This is a genomic window from Dyadobacter luticola (assembly GCF_005860805.1).
GTDB classification, from domain to species: domain Bacteria; phylum Bacteroidota; class Bacteroidia; order Cytophagales; family Spirosomataceae; genus Dyadobacter; species Dyadobacter luticola.
Genome location: NZ_VCEJ01000002.1, coordinates 1,257,022 through 1,281,068, shown reverse-complemented (window position 1 = coordinate 1,281,068; position 24,047 = coordinate 1,257,022). Strand labels below are relative to the sequence as shown.

Annotated in this window: 23 protein-coding genes; 12 read left to right on the top strand and 11 right to left on the bottom strand. The window is 47.7% G+C overall.

Annotated elements, in window-relative coordinates; genetic code table 11:
- The first annotated feature begins 71 nt into the window (after positions 1 to 71).
- Positions 72 to 1,919: a chloride channel protein gene (locus FEN17_RS05395; RefSeq protein ID WP_138364253.1), complete on the top strand. Its 1,848-nt coding sequence runs from the start codon at positions 72 to 74 to the stop codon at positions 1,917 to 1,919.
- A gap of 138 nt (positions 1,920 to 2,057) precedes the next feature.
- Positions 2,058 to 2,492, top strand: a complete 435-nt coding sequence (locus FEN17_RS05390) for a MarR family winged helix-turn-helix transcriptional regulator (protein WP_138364252.1) — start codon at positions 2,058 to 2,060, stop codon at positions 2,490 to 2,492.
- A gap of 14 nt (positions 2,493 to 2,506) precedes the next feature.
- On the opposite strand, the gene FEN17_RS05385 is transcribed toward FEN17_RS05390, so the two are convergent.
- From FEN17_RS05385 to FEN17_RS05355, 7 genes are all read right to left on the bottom strand, one after another.
- Entirely contained in the window at positions 2,507 to 3,349 is an 843-nt protein-coding gene (locus tag FEN17_RS05385; RefSeq protein WP_138364251.1) for a DUF4097 family beta strand repeat-containing protein, read from the bottom strand.
- A 5-nt stretch (positions 3,350 to 3,354) separates the two neighbouring features.
- A complete protein-coding gene (locus FEN17_RS05380; RefSeq protein ID WP_138364250.1) occupies positions 3,355 to 4,218 on the bottom strand; it encodes a DUF4097 family beta strand repeat-containing protein in 864 nt (287 codons plus the stop codon).
- Positions 4,219 to 4,241: 23 nt separating this feature from the next.
- A complete protein-coding gene (locus tag FEN17_RS05375; protein ID WP_138364249.1) occupies positions 4,242 to 5,081 on the bottom strand; it encodes a zf-HC2 domain-containing protein in 840 nt (279 codons plus the stop codon).
- Complete coding sequence (locus tag FEN17_RS05370; protein ID WP_138365278.1) at positions 5,068 to 5,592, bottom strand: RNA polymerase sigma factor; 525 nt, start codon at positions 5,590 to 5,592, stop codon at positions 5,068 to 5,070. Before FEN17_RS05370 ends, FEN17_RS05375 begins: the two co-directional genes overlap by 14 nt.
- Positions 5,593 to 5,800: 208 nt before the next feature.
- Complete coding sequence (locus FEN17_RS05365; RefSeq protein WP_138364248.1) at positions 5,801 to 6,283, bottom strand: ferritin-like domain-containing protein; 483 nt, start codon at positions 6,281 to 6,283, stop codon at positions 5,801 to 5,803.
- Between the two features lie 62 nt (positions 6,284 to 6,345).
- A complete protein-coding gene (locus FEN17_RS05360) occupies positions 6,346 to 7,449 on the bottom strand; it encodes a hypothetical protein (RefSeq protein ID WP_138364247.1) in 1,104 nt (367 codons plus the stop codon).
- A 1-nt stretch (position 7,450) separates the two neighbouring features.
- Entirely contained in the window at positions 7,451 to 9,883 is a 2,433-nt protein-coding gene (locus tag FEN17_RS05355) for an ABC transporter permease (RefSeq protein WP_138364246.1), read from the bottom strand.
- A 265-nt stretch (positions 9,884 to 10,148) separates the two neighbouring features.
- Between FEN17_RS05355 and FEN17_RS05350 the strand changes: the two genes are divergently transcribed.
- From FEN17_RS05350 to FEN17_RS05325, 7 genes are all read left to right on the top strand, one after another.
- Complete coding sequence (locus tag FEN17_RS05350; RefSeq protein ID WP_138364245.1) at positions 10,149 to 10,718, top strand: Crp/Fnr family transcriptional regulator; 570 nt, start codon at positions 10,149 to 10,151, stop codon at positions 10,716 to 10,718.
- A 76-nt stretch (positions 10,719 to 10,794) separates the two neighbouring features.
- Entirely contained in the window at positions 10,795 to 11,487 is a 693-nt protein-coding gene (locus tag FEN17_RS05345; protein ID WP_138364244.1) for a metal-dependent hydrolase, read from the top strand.
- Positions 11,488 to 11,616: 129 nt separating this feature from the next.
- Positions 11,617 to 11,784 carry a hypothetical protein gene (locus FEN17_RS27210; protein WP_171037844.1) on the top strand — a complete coding sequence of 56 codons (168 nt, stop codon included), beginning with the start codon at positions 11,617 to 11,619 and terminating at the stop codon, positions 11,782 to 11,784.
- Between the two features lie 17 nt (positions 11,785 to 11,801).
- Positions 11,802 to 12,233 carry a hypothetical protein gene (locus FEN17_RS05340; protein WP_138364243.1) on the top strand — a complete coding sequence of 144 codons (432 nt, stop codon included), beginning with the start codon at positions 11,802 to 11,804 and terminating at the stop codon, positions 12,231 to 12,233.
- 237 nt (positions 12,234 to 12,470) lie between these two features.
- Positions 12,471 to 13,373 (top strand): helix-turn-helix domain-containing protein, encoded by a 903-nt coding sequence (locus tag FEN17_RS05335; protein ID WP_138364242.1) that lies wholly within the window; start codon positions 12,471 to 12,473, stop codon positions 13,371 to 13,373.
- A gap of 85 nt (positions 13,374 to 13,458) precedes the next feature.
- Entirely contained in the window at positions 13,459 to 14,313 is an 855-nt protein-coding gene (locus FEN17_RS05330; protein WP_138364241.1) for an oxidoreductase, read from the top strand.
- 48 nt (positions 14,314 to 14,361) lie between these two features.
- Positions 14,362 to 15,045, top strand: coding sequence for an NAD-dependent epimerase/dehydratase family protein (locus tag FEN17_RS05325; protein WP_138364240.1), 684 nt, complete (start codon positions 14,362 to 14,364; stop codon positions 15,043 to 15,045).
- 106 nt (positions 15,046 to 15,151) lie between these two features.
- Here the strand turns inward: FEN17_RS05325 and FEN17_RS05320 are convergent, their stop codons facing one another.
- From FEN17_RS05320 to FEN17_RS05305, 4 genes are read right to left on the bottom strand one after another with little or no spacing between them, the layout of a single operon-like run.
- Positions 15,152 to 15,538, bottom strand: coding sequence for a DUF5618 family protein (locus FEN17_RS05320; protein WP_138364239.1), 387 nt, complete (start codon positions 15,536 to 15,538; stop codon positions 15,152 to 15,154).
- A 45-nt stretch (positions 15,539 to 15,583) separates the two neighbouring features.
- Positions 15,584 to 18,739, bottom strand: a complete 3,156-nt coding sequence (locus FEN17_RS05315; RefSeq protein WP_138364238.1) for an efflux RND transporter permease subunit — start codon at positions 18,737 to 18,739, stop codon at positions 15,584 to 15,586.
- 6 nt (positions 18,740 to 18,745) lie between these two features.
- Positions 18,746 to 19,756 (bottom strand): efflux RND transporter periplasmic adaptor subunit, encoded by a 1,011-nt coding sequence (locus FEN17_RS05310; protein ID WP_229208700.1) that lies wholly within the window; start codon positions 19,754 to 19,756, stop codon positions 18,746 to 18,748.
- Position 19,757: 1 nt separating this feature from the next.
- Entirely contained in the window at positions 19,758 to 21,017 is a 1,260-nt protein-coding gene (locus tag FEN17_RS05305; protein WP_138364237.1) for a TolC family protein, read from the bottom strand.
- A 214-nt stretch (positions 21,018 to 21,231) separates the two neighbouring features.
- Here FEN17_RS05305 and FEN17_RS05300 point away from each other — a divergent pair, with 214 nt between their 5' ends.
- The 3 genes from FEN17_RS05300 to FEN17_RS05290 are packed head-to-tail and all read left to right on the top strand — an operon-like array spanning position 21,232 to position 24,046.
- A complete protein-coding gene (locus FEN17_RS05300) occupies positions 21,232 to 22,596 on the top strand; it encodes an ATP-binding protein (protein WP_138364236.1) in 1,365 nt (454 codons plus the stop codon).
- A 32-nt stretch (positions 22,597 to 22,628) separates the two neighbouring features.
- Complete coding sequence (locus FEN17_RS05295; RefSeq protein ID WP_138364235.1) at positions 22,629 to 23,003, top strand: response regulator; 375 nt, start codon at positions 22,629 to 22,631, stop codon at positions 23,001 to 23,003.
- Positions 23,000 to 24,046: an adenylate/guanylate cyclase domain-containing protein gene (locus tag FEN17_RS05290; protein WP_138364234.1), complete on the top strand. Its 1,047-nt coding sequence runs from the start codon at positions 23,000 to 23,002 to the stop codon at positions 24,044 to 24,046. Before FEN17_RS05295 ends, FEN17_RS05290 begins: the two co-directional genes overlap by 4 nt.
- The last annotated feature ends 1 nt before the right edge of the window (position 24,047 follow it).

Sequence of the window (24,047 nt, the reverse complement as noted above, 5' to 3'; positions counted from 1 at the left end):
CGGGTTTTTGTTTTGGCAGAATACCAAATGTTTCCCACCTTCGCCAGACTGTCGCCCCAAAATATTGCATTGTGAATAAAACGCGTGTTAAAAAGTTTTACAACTTTTTTAAGTTCAAAAAAGAGTTTACCCGGTACAGCCTCAACAAATTCAAGATCTATGAGATCGTTTTGTTCTGGCTTAAAAGTGTGCTCAATCGTAGCCAGTTCCTGATTTTGTCGGGTGTACTCGTAGGCATTACCTGCGGGCTGGCGGGCGTGCTGCTCAAATCGCTGGTGCATTACATACACTACGTTATTACCTACAAAGTACATTTCGAAGACCAGCTTTTCTTTTACGTCGTGTTCCCTTTTCTGGGTATCGTGCTCACTTCGCTGGTGGTCATGCTGGTATTTAAAGGGCAGGACAAGAAAGGTATCCCGGTAATACTTTACGAAATCGCGCAGAATTCAAGCGTTGTTTCCTCGGTGAAAATGTACTCACAGATTGTCCAGAGCGCGATTACCGTCGGGCTGGGAGGGTCGGCGGGGTTGGAGAGTCCTATTGCCGTGACGGGTGCGGCTATCGGATCTAATTTTGCGCAGACTTACAAGCTGGATTACCGCGAGCGAACATTACTGCTCGCTGCCGGCGCCACGGCAGGTATCGCCTCAGCATTCAATGCGCCGATCGCAGGGATGATGTTTGCTTTTGAAATCCTTTTGACCGGCGTCGTTTTTTCCGATTTTATTCCGCTCGTAGTCGCGGCGGTTTGTGGTAGCCTTGTCTCCAAGGTGCTCTTGCAGGAGGAGGTTTTATTTCAATTCAAGACGCGCAATCCATTCGATTATCACAACATTCCTTTTTACCTGGTGTTGGGAATTCTGTGCGGTTTGTACGCCCGCTATTTTGTTTTGATCGCCAAATATGTGGACGAGTTTTTTCACAATCTGAAACTGTCGCGGGTACAGAAAGCCATGCTCGGCGGCGCTATACTTTCGTTCCTGTGTGTGCTTTATCCACCGCTTTTCGGCGAGGGTTATGACACCATCAAAGCGATCACAAACGGGAAGATCAATGACGTTATCGAGAACAGTTTTTTCAGGTTTATCAGCTACCGCGAGTGGGTGGTAGTGGTGTTCGTTTCGGTCATTTGTTTGCTCAAAGCATTCTCCGCATCCATCACCATTTTCAGTGGTGGAAACGGTGGAAATTTTGGCCCGTCACTCTTCGCGGGTGGCACATTAGGGTATGCTTTCGCGCTGCTTTGCATTCAGGCCGGCGTGACGGATGTACCAGTGAGCAACCTCGTAATCGTGGGTATGGCGGGCGTGATGAGCGGGGTTATGTACGCGCCGCTCACAGCCATTTTCCTGATCGCCGAATCGACTTCCGGCTACGATCTTTTTATCCCATTAATGATCGTCGCGGTCACTTCTTTTTCCATGGCGAAATGGTTTTCGTCCATCTCGCCGGACCTGCAAAAGCTCGTCGCGCAGGGCAAGATTTTTACCAAGGAGCACGACCGCAATTTGCTGTCTCTGCTGCACATTCTCGACCTCATCGATAAGGACATTCAGGTGATCCACATCGACGGTTCCCGCGAGGAATTGGCCGAAATGTTCCGTACCGGAAAGCGTAATATGATATCGGTTGTGGACGGGCGCCGCAAGCTGCTCGGCATCATTTCGCTGGACGATGTACGGCCGCTGCTATTCAATCCCGAAGTCTACGATCTGCTCAGCGTCCGCGGGCTCATGAAAGAGCCGCCCACCGTCATCAGCGACTTCGACAGCGTGCTGAGCGCTGTCAAAAAGTTCGATGAAACTGGCGCCTGGAACCTGCCGGTAGTGAAAACTTCGGGCGAATTTGTGGGCTTTATTTCCAAATCGGGCATCCTCAACAGCTACCGCCAGCTACTCCGCGCACATTCGAGCTAGAAGTGCCACGTGAAACATTTTTTTATTTTCCAAATTCTCTAAATCACTGTTTTATAAATAAATACAATTGCTATATATTTGCATAATGCTTGACAATTCAAGTATATGTCAACTATTAATCAAACATCATTCAAACTTATGTCAGCCATTACGCCATCATTGAAATTCTTTTTGAACCTGACGATGGTTCAGTCCCTGATATTCAAGCGGTTCGATACAAAGCTCAGCGCACACGGCATCAGCCTGAACGAATTCATGATCCTATATCACCTCGGAGAAGCGCCGGATGAAAAATTAAGACGGGTAGATCTGGCCGAAAGAATCGGTTTGACAGCGTCGGGGATTACAAGAATGTTGACGCCTTTGGAAAAAATGGGGCTCGTAAAGCGCGAAGCGAACAGCCGGGATGCCCGCGTGAGTTACGTAAAACTGGCCAAGGCCGGGGAAAAAATTTTAAACGAAAGCTCAGCCACCGCCGAAGAGGTAACTGAGCTTATTTTGGGGATGGTCAAGACCAAAAAAATGGAGGATTTCTCGAAAATGCTACAAGAATTGGGCGCCACAATCAAGTGATATTTTGAGCAAAATCATTTCGCTTTTCTCACGTAAATGTTGCCATTCATGTTCTTCATCATGATCTCGCCGCCGCCGCCATTTACCTTGCCTTTGACCCAGTCTTCGATCGAAACTTTGTACATACCATCCTTGGTGGAGCGGGTAGCCTGCGGCGCGCTTTTGTCCACATCTACGTCAAAGTCGCTGTAAATTTCGCCCCGGTCGGATTTGATCTTTACATCAAATTTGGCGGTGGCGGGCAGGGTCACATCCACGTTTCCGTTTAATGTGGAGAAGGCCATCGGCGAAGTGGTATTTACGCTTTTGAAGACCACTTTCAATAGACCGTTGATCGTGTTTGCCACCGCCGATCCCGACACGTTCGTGAGCCTGATATCGCCATTGACATTCTTCACTTCCAGCTCGCCGTCCACGTTCTCCACGACGATATCGCCATCGTTGATCGTACTCACTTTCAGCATGAATTTCTGGGGCACTTTAATGTTCAGGTTCGTCATATTATTCGGCACCCGGGAATTGATTTTTACCGTATTGTTTTGCTCCGTCACCGTAATGTCGAGCGCCGCGTTCCGGGGAGTGATGCGTTTCATACCGCTTGCTTCCGAGTCATTCGGCCGGTCTTTTTTTTCTTCGGATTTCTGCGGCGCCACGGCGTCGATGATCACCTGGTTTCCGGCATATCCGGTGATGTGAATGCTGCCGGTAATCAAGCCGACATTCAGTGTACCTGGCTTGGCGGGATCTGTCAGCGGTATGGTCAGCGTCTCCTTGGATTCAGTTTGCGCCCAGGCCGGTATTTGTGCGAAAGTGAGAGCTACCAATATGGCGAGGGATAAAATGGGCTTGGTTTTCATTTTGCTTATGATTGTTTTTTAAGATAAATATTTCCGTTAAATGTTTCGAATTTGTAGGTCGGGCCACCCTTTCCGAATCGGATCATGGTGTCGGCACTGAGCTTGTAAACCGTCTTGTCATCGTGCGTTTCCACGTTCTTCACCACTTTTGCCGGCAACGTTTCAATATTGTTGAAATCGGTGTAAAACCCGCCGTTAAAAGTCTTGAACTGACAATCGGCCGAGAGTGCCGAAGGATAGCTGATCAGGATATCCCCATTCAATGTTTTGAAATCCGATTCTCCCGGCGGCAGCGTCACATAGCTGACTTCCACATTGCCGTTTACAGTCCGCACCCGCGCTGCGCCTTTTGCATTCACCACTTTGATGGCCCCGTTTACATTGCTCACACCCAGCGAGCCCGTCACATCATTCACAGTTACATCGCCACCGTTGACGGTCGAAACATGCAGGTTAAGCGAGTAGGGGACTTTCACTGTAAAATTCAACTTGTAGTTGTAATGAATTTTCGGGCCGTCCCAGTTCCGCCTGCCGCGGTTAGGACGTGAATCATAGGGCGCGGCAATGTAAGCGATCACACTGTCGGCTTTTTGGTCAATGCTGAATTCAAATTCCTGTTTACCCTGGTCGAGCACTTCCTGGGTTTCCGCAGAAATCGTTTTATCGATTTCCAGCAGGACTTTGTCGCCATTGTACCCTTCCACCTTGATAAAACCAGTGATGTTGTAAATGGCCAGTGTATTGGACGCGGCGGCGGAAGAGAGGTTCAGCGTTTTGCTGATATGCTCTTTAAATTCCAGTTTTTGTGCGGGGGCCTGGGTACAAAAGAGCACCGCTCCCGCTAGTAAGGGGATTGCAAAATATTTCATGGCTAATAAATGGATGATTGGTTTTAAGATAAATCCTTGATCGACTGCTCAATTTTGGTTTTCACCAGATCATTCAGACCTTCTTTTTTGAGCAATTTCCTGAGCACTTTGACGGAGCGTTTTTCCTGTAATTTGACCATGATGTCTGCCAGCCCGACCTGGACCATCGGCGAATCCTGCACCAGCAGCGATTTGACCAGTCCTTCCCGCACCGCAGGATTATCTGCATACTGCGTCAGCGCTTCCAATGTTACGAGCCGCACATTATCATTGTCATCATTATTCAATGTTGTAAAAAGCGCCTCGATCACACGTTCATCGGCATTTTCAATGTCGCTGGTGTAGCTTACCGCCCTGAGCCTTTCCGTAGCCGACGGGTTTTCGATCAGCGAAAGCATCATCGTGCTTTTCATATCTTCCACCTGCGAAGCCAATGTTTCGATCTGCTCTTTATAAGCGACGGCTTTGGTCGTTTCAGGACTCGTTTTCCGGCCGATCACCCAGCCAAGTCCCACCAGCAGCAAGCTGAATGCAACTTGTATGGTCCACTGTGGCAGTACAAATTCCCTGATCTTTTCAATGATGTATTGCAGGGAGAAAGATTCCTTTTCTTTTTCCGCTTCCTTGAATTCGTCCAGCATCTGGTAAAAATTCACCCGCATGCTTTCCTCTGGTTCTGGGACGCGCATTTTACCCAGATTGGCCCAAAGCTGTTTGTCCATGGCAAACTCTTCCTGGCAGCCCGAACACCCGGCCAGGTGGTTGTCGATCTCCCGCCGCTCCATGTTGTCAAGCCTGTCGTTGAGCCAGTCGGCCGACATATTCCTGACTTGTTCGCAACCCATTTCTTTATCTGCTTTCATTGGTAAAAAACTTTTTTTTTAACTCACCCAGGGCGCGGTGCACCCTCACCTTCACAGTTCCCTCATTGATGTTCAGGACCTTCGCGATCTCGTCGTATTTCATTTCCTGAAACCGGCTCAAAATCAAAACCTCGCGATACTCAGCACTTAACCCGGCCATTGCCTTATGCAGGAAATCCTTATCCTGCTGCTTCTCAAAACTTTCATCGGCCAATGTTCCGCCGCCGATCCGGTCGGCCAGCTCATTTACATCAAAATGGTTGGCCGACTTATTTTGCTTCACCGAATCATTCAGCACATTCCGGCCCAAATGATACATCCACGTTCTGAATTCACCGTCACCCGTAAACGCATGCCGGTATTTCAGCATCCTGTAAAACACATTTTGCACAAGATCCTCACTGGCGTCGGCATTATGGGTCATGTGATAAAAGAACCCGAATAACGGCCTGTTGTATCGCTCAAACAGCAACCCCATCTTATCCAGGTCGCCGGCTTTGACCCGGAGCATCAGCGAATTGTCTGTGAGCGTGTTCAAATGTGAAAGGCTTTTTATTGGATTCTGTTGTGAGAACTGCGGTAGGGAGGAAAGGTTACAGGAATTTAGGAAAAATTTTTTAGAGCGTTGAAAATTGCATTGAGGCAGGATAAAGAAGGGATTTTAATAAGGGATTTAGATGATGGTTTTAATAAAAAAAGCCGGCTTAGCCGGCTTTTTTCTAGGTTGTCAGGGGATATTTCGAAACGTCGCGTTGCCGGTCCCTTTCCCGTTTAATGGAGTCGTGCGAAGACTGGATGGCGGTTTGCTGACTGAGCAGCAGCTGACGGATATCTGCGGGCAGATCGTCGGATTGAAGTGCTTCGTCGTACGCTTTTTTTGCAGCATCTTCGCCACCTTCCGCGTTTTCAAGTACGGCCCGCCGGTTATCCGAAGAAAATACCGAGCGGATGTCCATCCAAACCCTGTACAATTTTCCCGAAGCCAGTGTGCCGCTCTCAGGCTCGCCACCAAGCTTGGTAACCTCCGCTTTGAGATCTAAAACATGGTCCCGGCTTTGGTCTGCCAGTTTGTTAAACATTGCCCGTAAATCGTTTTCGATTTCATTCGTTTCGTCGTAAGCTTTCTCATAACCTGCGATCCGGTCATTATTGATCAGGATGAGGTCGTTGAGTGTTTCTATCACTGCTGTGTTTTCGGCCATGACATTTAAAGTTTGATGATGGCGGCCCTTTTAAAATAATTATTCCAACACAGAATTTCGGGCTAAATAATCGTGATGGTATTATAATCAATTTCAAATCGGTGCCCCGGCGCCTTGTCTGCAATCACCTGCGTAGCCATCCTGTGCAGGATTTCGAGACGGCGGGATAAAGGTGTTTTTGTATGCGCTTCCCAATATTCACCTTCCGGAATAAAGATCAGTACCATTGCCCTGCCGCCTGCAAATTCCCAGTCAAATCGGATCTTAACATCCGCTTCCCGATAGGTAATCGTGCCGCCGCGACCTTCCTGCTCATAATCCAGCACCCAACCGAGTTTTACAAATGTTTCCCTTTTAAGCTCAACGGGATCGGCGCCATATTTGATTTCGGTGCCGTCGGCGTAAACGATTCTGTATAAACTCCCATTTTGCACGATGGTGTACTTGCGGGGTTGTTCTTCACTTTTCGGAGGTGTTTCCGCAAGAATCTTGGCCAGCTCCTGACGATCGTCGTCCTGAACAACCGGAAGTTTCAGTAAATGCTGCTCATTATTTTTCAAAGCCCGCAAAACATTATCGGGAGCGTTCGCAAAAGGTGTCTTAGGAAATCCTTCTTTGAATTTAATAAAACGAATTTCATGCGTCCAGCCGCTGGGCCAGTCGGCTTCCATTTGGTAAAAGCCGGGTTTTAGCGAGACACTATTCAGCATCATGGTACTTCCGCTTAATATGTTTTTCACCGGGCACTCTCTGATGACTCCGCCGGTCGCCAGCTCAATTAATTTGAAGGTTCCAGCGTCGTAAGCATATTTTGGCATGTGAAACAGGATTTGCTGGCAGTCGGGATAATGTATCACGCGCACTTTTTCAGGCTCCACGATGCCAAACTCCGCTATACCCTCTGCTTCACTTTTTATTTCATTTTTATAAAAATTGGAAACTTTGGTAAGCACACATTTTCCGTAAAATTCTTCTGCTTCTTCGTCCTGACCGCTTCTTTCTACTGCATTTGCCGCCGGAATTATGCCAGGGAAACCGTTGCCAATGTCAGGGATTGAATACCCTAACTGCGCCGCGCCCGGAATGTCGGGCACGCTGAAAAAGCAGCCAGGCTGGAAAATGTGTGTTTGTTCTGTAATCTCAATGTTAAGAATTTTTCGCTCCATGTTATTCCGCCCGCAGCGAATCTACGGGATTGGTGAGTGCCGCTTTTATAGACTGAAATGACACTGTAAATAAAGCGATAGCGACCGAAATAATGCTGGCCAGCGCGAGCATCCACCAGGATATCTCGATTTTATACTGGAAATCCTGCAACCAGCGCTCCATGAGCCAGTAGGCGAGTGGTAGTGCCAGCACGATTGCGATGCCGACGAGTTTCATAAAATCTTTGGACAGCAGCGCCACGATACCAGTTACCGAAGCACCGAGTACCTTCCGCACGCCAATCTCCTTGGTACGCTGCTCCGCTGTAAAAATGGCGAGGCCGAACAGTCCCATGCATGCCACAAAAATCGTCAATCCCGCAAATGTGCCCAGTATCTGGCCGGTTTTCTGTTCTGCTTTGTAGGTATCGTTGTAACGCTCATCCATGAAAGTATAGGTGAAAGGAAAATCAGGCTTAAAGCTTTTCCATTCCTGATCCATCTTGGCCAATAGCCCCGAAACTTCCCGGTTTTTGGTTTTGACAATCATCCAGCCGCCGCCCTTGCTAAGGGTCATGACCAGCGGGGTGATGCGTTCGTGGAGTGATTTGAAGTGGAAATCCTTCACGATGCCGATTACGTGGAATGTAGCGACATTACCCTGGTTGTCGCGACGGGATATCTGCTTGTCGAGCGCTTTGTTTTGCCAGCCAAATTCCTTTGCCGCTGTTTCATTCAAAATAATGGCGGTGGAATCTGTACCGTACTCCTTTGAAAAGTTACGGCCTTCGAGCATTTGCATACCCATGGTAGCGAGGTAGTCATAGTCGACATCGTACCGTATGGTTTTCACCAGTTGCGAACTATTATCAGCAGGTGAGATCATAAAATTGTTGTTTCCCGAAGGCCCGGCAGGCAGAAAGTCGGACGCACTGACATGGCTCACCCGGGAATCGCGTTCCAATGCTTCGCGAAACGCACTCTGATTTTTTCCCAAAGCCCAGGATGGGATTACCACCAACTGGTCTTTGTCGTAACCTAATTTTTTATTCTGAATAAATTTTAACTGCTGATACACCACGGTAGTGCCGACCATCAATGTGATAGACATGAAAAACTGGAAAACCACCAGGCTGCCTCTCAGTCCGATATTTCTTCCGGACGAGCCTAGTTTCAGGTTCGCAGAGCCGCCTTTAAGAACAGATATCGGTTTGAAAGAGGAAAGAAAAAAGGCAGGATAGCTCCCCGCAAACAAGCCGACCAGCAAGCCAAAAAGCAAAAGTCCCTGAATGATCCCCGGCAGCGCGCCCAGCGTGAGTTGCAGGTCTTTGCCAGACAATTCATTGAAAAAGGGCAGTGCCACCAGGCAGAGTCCCGCCGCAAGTAGCAATGCAATACCGGTGAGCAGCAACGATTCCATCAGAAACTGACCGATCAACTCAATCTTTTCCGAACCCATCACTTTCCGTACACCGACTTCCCTGGCGCGTTTGGACGAACCCGCGGTAGAAAGGTTCATAAAATTGATACAGGCGATCATCAGCATGATAATCGCTACTGCACTAAAAATGTATACGTAGTTCATATCACCTTTTGGGCTGAGATCATATTCAAAATCAGAACGCAGGTGAATGTCTGTCAGCGGCTGCAAATACAGGCCAATATCGTTTCCTTTTTTTCGGAATTCCGAAAGCGTAAGTCCCATCGCCTGCTTCAATTGCGGCCCCATATATTTGGCGACGGTCTGCGGAAGTTTTGCTTCCAACCGTTTGTAGTCGTATCCTTCGGGCAAAAGCAGGTAGGTAAAAAACTCCGAAGTCATCCAGGAAGTCGATTTGGAATCGGGATTTGAGGACATGGATCCCAGCATTTCATATCGGAAATGCGAATTTTTAGGCATATCCTTCATCACGCCCGTCACCTTATAAGTCTCGTTCCATTCCTTGAATTTCAGCGTTTTCCCAAGCGCATTTTCCTTGCCGAAGTATTTGTTGGCCAAGGTCTCGGAGATGACAATCGTGCGCGGCTCGACCAGGGCCGTTTTAGCATTTCCCTGCACCAGCGGAAAGGTGAAAATGTCAAAGAAGTTTGAATCGACAAATGCCATCCGGTCATCTGTAAACAGTTTTTCGTTGAGCACGATCAGCGGTGCGCCAGCCTGCCGGATACGGGTAGACGCCAGCACCTCCGGATAATCCGCTTTGAGTGCGGCGGCGGTCGGGGGCATGACATGCGCCTCGTTCAGTTTTCCTCCCTGCATGATTCCCTTAAAAACCACCCGCACAATGCGATCGGCGTTTTTGTGATAGCGGTCAAAGCTCAGTTCATCCAGCACATACAGGCCAATAAGCATACACGACGCAAGCCCGATGCCCAGACCGGCAATGTTGATGGCAGAGAATGCGCGGTTGCGGAGCAGGGTGCGCCAGGCGATTTTGAGGAAGTTTCGGATCATGACGGGGATGGTTAATCGGGTAATTTAAATTTTATTTTTCTGGCTAATAAATGAGGTACTTTGTATTACATAGTTCCATGTATAAAAATATATGCCAGTGAGCATAATTCGTCATTATCTGCCGTTTAGGTGCCAGAACCAAAATCAAATTGTCCAATATCGAACAGTTTTCGTACGATTCCGATCGTCTGTTAGGTTAGTCTGAACGTTTACGTTCGAACCAGCGCGTAGGTTTAGTAACTTTACTGCGTTAATACCTTTCAAGATGACCGACCTCGAACAATACCTCCAAACATACTTCGATTTTACGCAAACAGACCTCGCGAAAGTGGCGGCCTTTTTCAAACCGGAAGTAATCCGGAAAGGGGAATTTTACCTGAAAATTGGCAAGCCCTGCCAGAAACTGAGCTTCCTGCAATCCGGTATGCTACGGGTTTTTGTCGATTTGGAAGATCGGGAAGTTACCCAATGGATTTCTACGAAAGGGTATTTTATCACCGACCTGGCCGGCCTTGTTTTCAGCAAACCATCGCGCTGGAACATTCAGGCACTGACGGATACCGCGGTGTACACCATTGATAAAACAGATTACGATAGTCTTTCGAAATACATTCCCAGATGGCCGGAGACCGAGAAGCTTTTTATCGCACATTGTTTTTCTACCTTGGAGGACCGCGTTTTTTCTTTCCTTTCCAAAACCGCCGAAGAACGCTATAATATGCTTTTCGAAAGCAATCGCGAGCTCTTCAACCAGGTACCGCTCCAATACATTGCGTCCATGCTCGGCATGACGCCCGAAACATTCAGCAGGATCAGGCGAAAACAGCTGAATTGATTTCTTGATATAGATCAAGTGGCTTCGAAACTGCGGTTGATACTTTTACAAAGTCATTAATCAACCAGCCAGCTATATGTTTTTAGGTCATTACGGTTTAGCATTCGGAGCGAAAAAAGTAGCTCCCCGCGTCTCGCTCCTCACGCTTTTTGTCGCCGTGGAATTCGTCGATATTTTGTGGCCTTTCCTTTTGCTCTTTAATGTGGAGCAGGTCGAAATTCACTCCGGCGCATCGGGCATTACGCCTTTTGAATTTGTACATTATCCTTACACCCACAGCCTGCTGATGGGAATCGTGTGGGGCGCGCTGCTCGGTTTTGCTTACTGGCTCCTCAACAAAGACGTCCGCGGCTCAATCGTAGTAGGTCTGGCCGTCCTCAGTCACTGGTTCCTCGACCTCATCGTCCACGTCCCCGACCTGCCACTTACTTTCTCAGATTCCCCAAAATTCGGGCTCGGTCTCTGGCATTCCATGCCGCTGACATTGCTTGTCGAAAGCATTCTTTTCTTCGGCGGGATTTTCATTTATGTAAAAAACACGAAGGCAACCAGCTCCAAAGGAACCTGGGCATTGTGGCTCCTCGTCATTTTCTTCGTCGCTGGAAATCTTTATAACATGTTTGGCCCGCCTCCTCAGGATTCGATCCCGGCGCTGGTGGGTAGTTTTGCGGTTTTGCAGGGAATTGTTTTAGGGCTGGCGCATTTGGTTGATAGTAACCGGACGGGTGTTGACGACAACATTGGAAGCAGCAGTAGCATCGGTAAATAGAAACCTTTGCGCAAGGCTTGGGGCTTGGGCTGAAAATGAAAACGGATACGGTTGTATAGTTTATTCACGGTTTAATTTGTGTAATTACTATACAAAATCTAAATTTGTTAAATCTGACACACTGATTTTATGAAGAAGAAATCCCGGAAGCAGGAATTAATTGAACTGGCCGAAGCGAGGCTTGAAGAATTGGAATTTGAGTTGTTGCTTCCACCGGATCGATTGAGCGACGAAGAATTCCAGGAGTTGATAACGGAGGCGGTAAAGCTCAGAGAAATGTTAGAATTTTTGAAATAACCCGCTTGGGTATTATTATGAAAAACGAATTCAAGATTAAGCTCGACGAATATATTTCTGAATTAAGGACTGCAAAACCGGAGCAAGCCGCACAAATCCGCTCCGATTTTTCAAAATGGTACTACGCTCTTGCTGAATCTGACAGGAAAGAATTGGAGCCTTTTTGGGCAGACCTTAAAAATCGCGCTCGGCAGACTATCAAGGAAATTAAGGCCGCTTTGAACGAAATACAGCAACTGGAAGATGTAAAAATCGTGGTGGCAGGGGCTGAATATGATCTGCATGACTGGATTACCATTTCTGAATATTCCCGTGTCCATAATCTTAAAGTGAGCCGTGTACAGAACTGGATCTCCCGCGGTGTCGTACCGAGAGACAAGGTTTTAGCGATTCCCCAGCTCAATAATGTCAAGTTGATTAAGAATGAAGAATACAGCGTACGTTCCTAAGTTACTTCCAGCACTATATTTAGCTTTTTATTATAATACATTTTAAAAGTATAAAAATTAATAAATGTATTTAAAGTATAATATATTTAGAAAATTTTAAATAATTAAAAAGTTAAGTAATTAATAATATCTTAGTAAGATATATACTTACTTTAAGTTTAATACATATAAAAAGTGAATAAACTGTTAAATTCATAACACATTCATTTTCCTATTTGAATTTCGTAACTTTGCTGCATGGCAAACATAGAAACACTCGAAGATTTTTATCAGCAGAAGTTCAATTGGCTTCCTGAGAATTTGCAGCAAGACATTGGGCATTTTAATGTTTTTTCGATGGAAAAGCATTTCGGGCCGGATGCGGCGCCGGTGGTTTATAGCCGGAAGGACTTCTATAAGATTGCGCTGCTGCGGGGGAAGAATGTCTATCATTATGCTGATAAGAGTTTGGAAGTGGACGGTTCCGCGCTGATGTTTTTTAATCCGCTGGTGCCATATACCTGGGATTCAGGGTGTAGCGATGGGAGCGGATATTTTTGCATTTTCAGGGAAGGCTTTTTTCATGAGCGTTTGCGGGGAAGTCTTAATGAGCTGCCCATGTTTGCGATAGGAGGGAAGCCGTCTTACATTCTTACGGAATCGCAGGATGAGTATGTGACGCAGCTTTTTCATAAAATGCTCACAGAAATTGAATCGGAATATCAGTTTAAATATGACCTGATCCGGAATTATGTGACGGAGCTCATACATTATGCTTTGAAAATGCAGCCTTCCGAGTCGCTTTACCAGCATCCGAATGCCAATTCTAGGATTACCTCGGTTTTTACGGAGCTGCTGGAACGCCAATTTCCGATCGAATCACCTTCCCAGCGTTTTGTGTTGAGATCGGCCAATGATTTTGCCAACCAACTTTCGGTGCACGTCAACCATTTAAACCGCGCGATCCGGGAAACGACCGGGAAGACCACCACGGCGCACATTGCAGAACGCGTGGCCAGCGAGGCAATTGCATTATTGAAGCATACCAACTGGAACATTTCGGAGATCAGTTACAGCCTGGGATTCGAAGAACCTGCTCATTTCAACAACTTTTTCAAAAAACAAACCAATCAAACACCTTCCTCTTTCCGGATTGTTTGAATTTCGCAAGCATCTGTTTGAACCGCGCAAGAGCTGCACCGAGTTCTGATCCTAATTTTGTCCTGTTAATTAAACAGCCAAAAAAATGGAAAATCAAAAAGTATGGTTCGTAACAGGCGCTTCACAAGGATTAGGGCTTGTTCTAGTTCAAAAATTATTATCAAAAGGTTTTAAAGTTGCCGCAACTTCAAGGAGAATCGCTGACCTGCAAAATGCGATTTCAACTAAAACTGAATCCTTCTTGCCGCTGCAGGTAAGCCTCACCGACGACGCAAGTGTGCAGGAAGCCATCGAAAAAACGGTTGCCACGTTTGGCAAGCTGGACGTGATTGTCAATAATGCCGGTTATGGTTTAATGGGCAGTATCGAAGAGTTGACCGATGCCGAGTCGCGAGCCAATTTCGATGTGAATGTGTTTGGTACATTGAATGTCATCCGCAAGGCGATGCCAATTCTGCGTCAGCAAAAATCAGGTCACATTTTCAACATTTCCTCTATCGGTGGCTTCGTCGGAGATTTCGCCGGCTTTGCGATTTACTGCGCAACCAAGTTTGCCGTGAATGGTCTCACCGAATCCCTCGCTGCCGAAATCCGCTCATTTGGCGTGACGGCGACGGTTGTAGAACCGGGCTATTTCAGGACAAACTTTTTGACCTCTGGCTCGATAGGAGTGCCCGCCAACGAAATTGAGGAATATAAGGAAGTGCGTGAGATCCAGAAAGCGCACCAGGACGACATTAACGGTAACCAACCCGGCGATCCTGAAAAGGCAGCCGAAGCTTTGATCCGCGTCGCTGGCGAGAAGAATCCGCCGCTGAATTTGTTCCTGGGTCAAGATGCTTATGATCTGGCTCACGCTAAAATCGCTTCAATTACCAAAGAAATAGAAGAGTGGAAAGCGATTACTATTTCGACGGGATTTGAAACACAAAATGCATAATATCGATATCTTGCAGAAACAGTTTTGACCACCTAAACCGCGCAATCAATGGTTTTAAATGATAAAATAAGGGCTATCGTGACCGGTGTCACGGGTATGGTCGGCGAAGGTGTCCTGCAGGAATGTCTCGAAGATCCGGATGTGGAATCGGTTTTGATCATTAACAGAAAACCATCAGGATTTTCTCACCCCAAACTCAGAGAGATCATTCACAAGGATTTCCAGAACATTAAGCCGATCGAAAACCAGTTGTCGGGCTACAATGCCTGCTATTTTTGCCTCGGCGTGTCCTCCGTCGGAATGAAAGAACCCGAATATACCCGGCTTACCTACGATCTGACACTGCATGTGGCTACCATTTTGAGCCGCCTCAATCCGGACATGACGTTTTGCTACGTTTCGGGCGCTGGCACGGACAGCACAGAAAAAGGTGGGCAAATGTGGGCAAGAGTGAAAGGGAAAACCGAGAATGACCTCATGAAACTGCCTTTCAAGCAAGTTTTCGCATTTCGTCCCGGATTGATGAAAGCGAGGGCGGGCGCCAGGAATGTTCTGTCTTTTTACAAATATTTGATCTGGCTTTACCCGGTTATCAAAGCCATTTTCCCAAACTATGCTTCTCTGCTCAGCCAGTTGGGACAAGCAATGCTGAAAGTGACGAAGTATGGCTATGACAAAAAGATTCTGGAAGTAAAAGATATCAATGAGCTGGCTGACAGGCAGTATATCTAAGATTTTTTATTTCTTGAATCAAATTAGTTTTCTAATAATCAATTAGTTATCAAGCAAAAAGCCAGGCAATGTTCATGTTGCCTGGCTTTTTTTAATGTTTGTCGATTTAGGAAACCGCCGTCCGCTGCTCAACCCAATTAATAATTTCCTCCGCACGTTTCAACCCGAGTTGCGCTACTGCGGTTTCAGGATTTCCATCATAACTCATAGAAAGATGCAGCAAATCGTATGCGCTGACGAATTGTTTCAAGACCTTTTTATCAAGCGCCGATAATTGTTCTTTGTACCAAGAAACTTCTTTCCTGCCTTTCTTTTTGTCACCCAACATCGAATCGAGTGCAACCAGCACGCCTGTATAAGCCGCGTGACCGGCCAGTTTTACATACTTTTCGTCCTGATAATATTCGTCTTCTTTCAATGCTTTTTCACGCAAAAGTGTCTTAGCATTGTCCACGTACCGTTTTGCCTCCTGAACAGATTTCGTCTTTCCCATATAGGTGTGCCTGATTTTAAAAGTGATGGGACGAAAATATACCTTTTACCCAACACTTTGCAACTCCGCACCACCGTCAGTTTTCTTCGCCTTTCTATTTTTTTCGGCCCAATAATAAAGTGGTGGTAAAATGATCGGGGCGAAGAGCAGGGTGCTGGTGAGGCCGCCAATGATGACGGTGGCCAGGGGACGCTGCACGTCGGAGCCGATGCCGGAGGAAATGGCTGCCGGTACCAGACCGATAATGGCGACGATCAGGATGGAAAGCATGGCGCGAAGCTGCTCGCCGGACGCCCGCCAAACAGTTTGGGCAATGTCGCCTTCACCCGATTCGACCGCGCGGTTTAAAGCCGACACCAGCAAAACACCCGCCATAACGGAGATACCGAAAATGCTCACAAACCCAACCCCCGCGGAAACATTGAAATAATAGCCCCGCAGCAGCAGCGCAATGATACCGCCAGCGAGCGCAAACAGGATGCAGCTCATCGTCACCAGCGTGTGCGACAGGTTTTTAAACAACATAAAAAGGAACAGGAATACCATCACAATCGTCAGCGGAATGGTGAATGCGAGTTGTTTCCCCGCACGTTCCAGGTTTTCGTATTGACCGCCGTAGATAATGTTGTAGCCTTTTGGCACGCGGATTTTTCCGTGCAGCTTTTTCTGCAACTCTGCCACGAAACCGCCCTGGTCACGGCCGCGAATGTTGGTACGCACGGTCACCATTCTCTTGCTGCCGTAGCGGTAAATGTTGGTTTGTCCTTCAATGAAATGAATGTCCGCGAGCTGGCTCATCGGTACCAAAGCGCCCGTGAGCGACGGAACCTGCACACTTTTGATCGCGTCGATGGAATTCCGGAATTTTGGGAGGAAGCGGATCACAATATCATACTTCTTGGTACCATCATACAAGGTCGAGATCGTTTTTCCGCCGATCGCCGCCTCGATCATATTCTGAATATCGGCCACATTGATCCCGAAACGCGCCGCAGCTTCCCGGTTAATGTTGATCGCCAGCTGCTCCTGCGGGCCTTCCTGCTCAATGTTCACATTGTCCGCACCCCGCGTCGACTGCACGATTTTAGCGATATCCACGGCTTTTTTACGCATCATATTCAAATTATCGCCTACTACCGATACCGCCAGATCCGCCGCGCTGCCGGTCACGATTTCCATCACCTGGTCGATAATCGGCTGGCCGGAGGAGAAAGAAACCGCGGGCAACTGGGTTTGCAGGTCGCGTTTGATCTTTTCTACCAATTCTTTTTTTGAAATGGTTTTGCTCCACAGGTCATAATCTTTCAGTCCGACGAGAATTTCATTTCTGTTCGCAGGAAAAGGATCCGTACCGTCGTCATTCCGGCCGGTTTGGGTGATGACAAAAGAGATCTGCGGATATTTAGCAATAATGCTACGGATTTTAGGCGCGTAACTGGCATTCTCCTGGATCGTGATGCCCGACGGAAAGTTTCCCCGCAGGAAAATAGAGCCTTCGTCAAGTGTCGGAAGAAACTCTGTACCCAATTTGATCCCAAATAAAACCAGCACTAAAACAATCCCCAGACCCACAGAAACAGTAATCCGGTAATGTTTAATAAACCCTGCAAGTGACCTGGTGTAAGATCTCGTCATCAAATCCAGCACCGGATTTTTATGTTCTTTCAGTGGTTTGTCCGGATCGGCAAGCGCTTTTTTGTATGCAAAGGAAATTAGCACCGGAATAAATGTGAGCGCCGCCAGCATGGAACCGATCACGGCAAAAGCTAATGTCAGCGCCATCGGTGAAAACAATTTTCCTTCCACACGGGTCATTAAAAGGATTGGCATATAAGCCAGGATAATGATGGTGACGGAGAAGAATATTTCCCTGCCCACTTCCTGGGCCGCATCCAGCGTCAGGTGGACGATACCCATTTTCTTTTCCTCGGGCGAAGCATTGCGATACCGTCTGATCAAATGTTCCGCCATCACGCAAGCCCCGTCGACAATGATACCAAAGTCAATCGCGCCGAGCGAGAGTAAATTGGCCGGAATGCCGGTCAAACGCATCAGAATAAACGCAAAGAGCAGCGAGAACGGAATAGTCAGTGCGACAACCAGCGCGCTACGGATGCTGCCCAGGAAGAAAATCAGCAGGATCACAACAATGGAAATACCTTCAAAAAGGGTATGTGCCACGGTTTCCAGCGAATGATCGATCAGAAAGCTGCGGTCGTACAAAGGTTTCAAATGCACGCCTTCGGGCAGCTCGCTGGCTTCCAGGTCGGCAATTCTTTCTTTCAAAACTTTCAAAACCTCACTCGGGTTTTCATACCTTCTGAGCAGGATAATGCCTTCCACGCCGCTGCTGACGTCCACTTTGTCCTGCGTAATGGTATAGCCCATCACACCGCTTGGTGGTGGCGGAGTAATTTCAACCGTCGCGACATCTCGTACAAATACCGGCACGCCATTATCCGATTTCAATACAATGTTCTGGATATCCCGCTCATTTTTGATCGCACCCAATCCCCGGATCGCAAAACCCTGGCCGCCGCGGGAGATCACATTGCCGCCGGTGTTCTGGTTGTTGACATTGATCGCATCAATGACGTTTTCCAGGGATAAGCCATATTTCACCAGTTTTTCCGGCGAAGTAATGATGTGGAATTGTTTCAAAGGCCCGCCGAATGTAGTAACATCCGCAATGCCAGGTACTTGCAGCAATGCCGGCTTGATTACCCAATCCTGCAAATCGCGTAGCTGCGTCGGGCTGTAACTCGCCGGCGCTTCCACTACATACCTTAAAATTTCACCCACCGCTGTCGAGAGCGGTGCCAGTTCGGGCGCGACGCCATCGGGCAGATCCGCTGCGGCGAGCCGCTCAGTCACTTGCTGACGGGCGAAATAATCGTCGGTACCATCCTGAAATGTTAATTGGACCACCGACAGGCCAAAAATCGTGCGGCTTCTACGGTCGAGCACATTCGGCGTATTTTGCAGAGCACGTTCGATAGGAACGGTCACCTGCTGCTCCACTTCTTCGGCGGCCCGTCCGGGATATTGCGCCACAACGATCACGTTGGTATCGGCAATGTCGGGGTAAGCTTCAATTTTAAGCTGGGTGAAACACCAGTATCCCACGCCAGTCAGCACAATGCTGATCGCTATCACAGCCCATCGGTTGCGTAAGCTGAAATTTAACAGGTTCGAAATCATCTTGTTTCAATATCCAAATGATAGACCTTTCAATTGCATGACACCTTTTGTCACAACTTCTTCACCATCTCTCAAACCGCTGAACACTATGATCCGGCCGCCGATCTGGTCGCCAATGTTCACCTCGTGCCTCTCGAAACTTTTGGGGCCGATTTTGATAAACACATAATTTCTTCCCTGAATAGTAATCAGCGCATCCTGGTTGATACTCAAGGCTTTACCTTCGCTTACGCCAAATGCCACGGTGCCATACATCCCGGCTTTCAGTTTCTCGGTGGCGTTATTAATGCTCACCCGCAGCTTGATCATCCGTGTCACCTGGTCGACCATATCCGTAATGTCGTCGATCCGGCCCGTAATTTTTTCGTTTGGAAAAGCGGCGAACTGGATTTGGCAGTTGCTGCCTTTTTTAACCTTATCTACCTCACTCTCAGGAATATCACAAATCACGTAAGCGGTACCTGCACTGGCGCTGCGCAATTGTTTTGGTTCAAAACCGCCTGCTTTTAGTTTCGCTTCCTGCTCGATGATCGCCGATCTTTCGCTGATCAGGTTCGTTTCCTCCATCGCCAGGGCCGTCTCCGATTCCAGCAAATCTTTTCCGGTCGCTGCGCCGTGTTCCTGCAAATCCTTGATCCGCGCCAGCTCGGTTTTGCGCTGACGCACATTCACATTCTGGATCTGGTTGATCATTGTCAAATGTTGCAGAAGCTGCGAGTAAGTACCTGATAACTCGGGGTTATCGAAAAGCACAATGTTGCCCGAAGCACCTTCCTGTGACCGCAGAATGGTGGCGGATACCTTTGCCGGTGCGGTCACGTCGGCCATCAGGGAAGTGGACGATATTTTTTCGGTCTGGAAAAAATCCGCGCTTTTCTTTTGCGGAAAATTAATGCGCGTACCACTGGCATTGACAACCGGCGTGGTGTTATCCTGCCTGATTTTCCTGTTTTCCTTGGGCTTGCATGCTGCCAACAATGTCATGGCCAGGCAGCTGCATATCAGTATTTGCTTCATGTTATTGCGCGATTTGATTGATCAATCCTGAGGTGAAAAGAAGGTCGATGTAACTCTGCCGATATTGCTGAAGCTGGTCGTAATATTGCTGCTGCGTGTCCAGCCAGCTACGCTGCGCTTCCAGAAAATCGATGATTGTGGTGCCGCCCCGCAAGTAAGAATATTTAACACTGTTCAGGATAGATTGTGATTGGGTGAGTAACTGATTGAAATTCTGTACATTAATCTTTTGGGTTTGGTAGGTATTGTAAGCCACAGCAATTTCGCTCTGGATCCGCCCCTCGGTTGTCTTCAAATCCTGCTCGGCCTGTTGTTTCATGATTTGCGATTTTTTAATCTCGCCCTGGTTACGCGAAAACAGCGGTATCTCCACCGTTCCATAGATACCCATATAATGCACCTTGTTTTGCGGGTTATAAATTAATCCCAGCTCCGGGGTCGGGAGTGCGGAAGATTTTTGCAGTTTAATGTTGGTTTCGGCTACATCCATACTGGTTTTAATGGTTTGAATGTCCGCCCGGTTTTGCAAAGCTTGTTGCAGAAGCGAATCCATCTGCTGCGGGAAACTGTATTCAAACTGGTCCGTCGTATCCACCTGCACCGAATCCGCAGTGCCGAGCAAAAATTTCAGATTGGCGATCTCATTCAGATAATCCCGGTTTGCCGATTTCAGCTGGATCGCATATTGGTTTACCAGCAGCTCTGTCCGCGCCAAATCCGTGGTAGTAATCACCTGATTTTTTAAACGCAGCCGGTTAATGTAAGCCAGCGAATCAATGTTGGACTTGGCCGTGTTCAATAAATCGAGCTGCTTGCGCGCGGCCCAAACGTCCAGCCATTTCTGCGCAACTGTCTGAAAAAGTTGACGTTCCGTCTCGGCATACTGCTTCTGGGTCAGCCTGACATTTTGCTCAGCGTAGTTGATTTTATTCTGCCGCTGTACAGGCAACTGAAAAGGCTTGGTAACCTGCCACCAGATTTGCCGGTTGAGCCCGCTGTACCAGGAAGAATTTTCAGGAAACCGGGAGGGCTGTACCAGTTGCAGCGACTGGTTGTTCAGGATAGGGTTGGGCCTCAAACCCGCGGTCACAATGTCCGTCTGCGAAATCTCCGCATTGAACTGCTCCGTTTTCAAAACCGGGTTGTTCGCGCGCGCGGTTTGTAATGCGCGTCCAAGTGTGTAGACGGTCTGCGCCCTTACCGTGCAGCAGCCCCAGATCAGCAGGATCAGGGCCACCGGTACTTTTACTTTTAACGACATGATCTGTTCGTTTTTAGATTACTGTCACAAAGGTTCGGCTGTGCGATAAAAAGCGTATTAAAACAGATTTATAATTGCATTAAAAAACAGTTAGAAATAAATTAGAGGCTTGCCCATCCCAAAGTGCCTTAGGGAGATTATGTGAGGGAAAATATTTACTTTGGTACTTAATTGTAAGCTTCCAAAAACGTTATCAGCGAATTTTAAAACCTGCATGGGATATTTCCTCGTTACGCTATTTCTGATCCAGTACATTCGTTCTATCCTCCAAACGAAGGCCCAGCTGCCCGATCTGGACAAGAGTTTGCTGCTCATCAGGAACATAGCGATCGCCCTGGTCGCCACATTCTATTTATCCGAAACGCCCGATTGGTTTAGCTGGATCTGGTCCTTTTTCCTGGGCGGCGTGCTGTATTTTTTGTTTGGCAAAGAAGAAGTCAAGCCGGTCAGGACGGTTTTACAGGGCATCATTCCCTATCTGGTTTTGTCGGTGATCGAAGATGTGGTGCATTTAATTGCGCCAAAGTTTTATAAAGAATATGGCGATTACTTCCAGATAGCCACGTTTTTTGCCTTTGCGTTATGTTTTGTGCTCTGGTTTTATGCCAGAAAACAGCAAAAGGTATTATTAAAAGAACGGGAAGACAGACTTCGGGACGAAATGATCAGCAAGGCGCAGAAAGAGTCGCTGGAATACCTTGTGAATGAGCGTACTATTGAATTGACCCAACAAAAAGAAGAGCTGCAAAAAACGATCGAGGAGCTGAAATCGACGCAGAATCAGTTGATACAAAGTGAAAAAATGGCTTCCCTCGGTGAGCTCACCGCCGGTATCGCCCATGAGATCCAGAACCCGCTGAACTTCGTGAACAACTTTTCGGAGGTATCCGTGGAGCTTTGCCAGGAGCTGGAGGAAGAAATTGATAAAACCGAAATTGCCGATGCCGATAAGGATTATATCAAAGGCATTATCAGCGATCTCAGTCAGAACCAGCAAAAGATCACGCACCACGGTAAACGCGCCGATTCCATCGTGAAAGGAATGCTGCAGCATTCCCGGGTTTCGTCCGGTGAAAAAGAGCCGGTGGAGATCAATGCGCTGGCCGACGAATACATGCGTTTGGCCTACCACGGTCTTCGCGCAAAAGAAAAAGAATTTAACTCCGCGCTCGTCACCGATTTTGACCCGACCATCGGTAAGGTGAATGTGCTGCCGCAGGACCTGGGCAGGGTATTCCTTAATTTGTTTACCAACGCTTTTTACGCAGTAGCCGAGAAGCGGCGGAAACTTACAGAGCAAGGCATTGGAGCTGACTACAAGCCTGAGGTGAAAATTAGTACTAAAAAGTTTGACAACAAGCTCTATATCAGGGTTACAGACAATGGTACCGGCATGCCGGAGCAGGTTAAAGCTAAAATTTTTCAACCGTTTTTTACGACTAAACCGACCGGCCAGGGAACTGGTCTGGGGCTTTCGATGAGCTACGACATCATTACCAGCGGCCATGGCGGCCAGCTCGATGTAGAGACCGTCGAGGGGCAAAGTACCGAGTTCAGGATCACCATCCCGATGTCCTGACATTTCAAACCAAACCTCCATAACCAAAGGCTATGAAAATATTAGTTGTTGACGACGAAGAAGACGTGAAATCGTTGTTTGAACAAAAATTCAGACGGGAGATCCGCAGCGGGCAGTTCGAGTTTTCATTCTCGTTTTCCGGCGAACAAGCTTTGTCCTACCTCGCCGATCATCATTCGGAGGTGGTTATGATCCTTTCCGATATCAATATGCCGGGCATGAGCGGGATCGAATTGCTCAAAACCATCCGGAAAGACCATCCGCAGGCACCGCCGCAGGTGATGATGATCACCGCTTACGGCGACAGCGCCAACCACGATCAGGCTATGCAGCTGGGGGCCGATGACTTTTTAACCAAACCGGTCAATTTTGTCGAACTGAAAGAGAAACTGCAACAGATTTTATGAGATCCAAAATATTGGTGGTGGATGATGAAGCCGATTTGCAGCTGCTGATCAAGCAGAAATTCCGACGGCAGATCCGGGAGCAGGAATATGAATTTCTATTTGCAGAAAACGGCGTGAAAGCGCTCGAAGTGATCGATCAGCATCCCGACGTGGACATGGTGCTGAGCGACATCAATATGCCCGAAATGGACGGACTTACCCTGCTGGTACGCATCGGTGAGCTGAGCCCGATCCTCAAATCCGTGATCGTTTCGGCCTATGGGGATATGGACAACATTCGCTCTGCTATGAACCGCGGCGCGTATGATTTTTTGACCAAACCCATTGATTTCAAGGACCTTGAAGTGACGATGGAGAAAACGCTGCATTATGTGGCGCAGCTCAAAGAAACCGTAAAAGCGGTGCGCGAAAACGACATTCTCCGCATGTATGTCGATTCTTCGGTGCTGCAATTCATGACTCAGGAAGCCTTCGAACAGTCGCTGATGACGAGCGAGAACATTGAGGGAACAGTCGTTTTCATGGATATGTGCGGTTTTACTTCTATTTCGGAAAAAGAACCCGCCGAAGTCGTCGTGGAACTCATTAATAAATACTTTGATGTGATGGTGAAAGAAATCATTGCGCAGGGTGGATTGGTCGATAAATTCATGGGAGACGCTGTCATGGCCGTTTTCCGGGGTGAATATCATTTGGACCGGGCCATCGAATCTTCACTCGCAGTGCGAAATCACATTGCCGGTTTTACGGAGAAATTGTCGGATCAGACAGGCTACCATCCCAATGTTTCCATCGGGATCAACTCAGGTGAAATGGTATCGGGTAACATTGGGTCGGCAGCATTGAAAAGGCTCGATTACACAGTGATCGGCGATGTAGTGAATGTGGCGCAACGTTTGCAGGCGATTGCCAAACCTGGTCAGGTTGTCGTGTCCGAATCGTCTTATCAGCAGATCAAAGAGGCATTTAAATGCAATCCGGTCGGGGAGGTGAACCTTAAAAACAAGTCTGCGGCAGTGATGATTTATGAAGTTCTGGAATAGC